The sequence below is a fragment of the Nocardia sp. bgisy118 genome (assembly GCF_057708605.1).
On the sequence record NZ_JBYISM010000092.1, the window covers coordinates 1 to 656 of the forward strand.

Here is a 656-nt window from a genome sequence, read left to right on the forward strand (position 1 = left end):
CTCGGCTACGCGCTGGCGATGCTGGCACCGGTCATCGTCACCGTTCTCAAATCCATCATCGGAGCCTGACCGTGAACACCTCGGCACAGGCCCCACCCGCACCCGTCCCCGTCCAGCACTCACGAACCGCGCGCACCGCTGCCGCCGCCGCAGCGGCGGTACTCGCCGCGGTCCTGATCGCCGTCACCGGCGCTACCGGTGCCTCCGCCCAGCCCCCGACACCGACACCGACCGTGCCGGTGACCCCGACACCGGCCACACCCGCCCCGACAACCACACCACCGACCACGACGACTCCGCCGAGCCGGTGGGTGACCCCGCCCTCCACCACCACCCCGACCCCGGCCTCGCCCACCCCGACCACACCCGGCACGACGAACCCGACGCCGGGGTCGGGGTCGGCCGAGTGTGGGGTCACCAACATCAACGGGTGCGTGGAGAACGCGATCGACGGGTTCTTCCAGCGGATCGTGGAAGCCGCGCTCAACCCGCTGCTCGAGCTGCTGTCGGAAACCCTGCTCACCACTCCCGAACCAGGGCAGATACCGGAGATCGGGGTGCTGTGGAACCAGTCGTGGCAGATCGTCACCGCCCTCTACGTCCTGGTGGTGATGGCGGCCGGGGTGCTGTTGATGACGCGCGAGACGCTGCAGACG

2 protein-coding genes are annotated in these 656 nt (G+C 70.3%); one reads left to right on the top strand and one right to left on the bottom strand.

From position 1 onward, the window contains the following. Positions 1-55 precede the first annotated feature (55 nt). The gene (locus AC3EO7_RS37860) at positions 56-424 is read right to left on the bottom strand and encodes a hypothetical protein (protein ID WP_435593890.1); all 369 of its coding nucleotides are present in this window, start codon (positions 422-424) and stop codon (positions 56-58) included. 10 nt (positions 425-434) lie between these two features. On the opposite strand from AC3EO7_RS37860, the gene AC3EO7_RS37865 reads away from it, so the two are divergent. Then, positions 435-656, top strand: a 222-nt coding sequence (locus AC3EO7_RS37865; protein ID WP_435593891.1) for a hypothetical protein, incomplete at its 3' end; no start/stop codon positions are given.

Bases quoted from the DNA above. Each gene is read 5' to 3' on its own strand.
- AC3EO7_RS37860 (WP_435593890.1), bottom strand. From the start codon at position 424: ATGTTGGTGACCCCACACTCGGCCGACCCCGACCCCGGCGTCGGGTTC.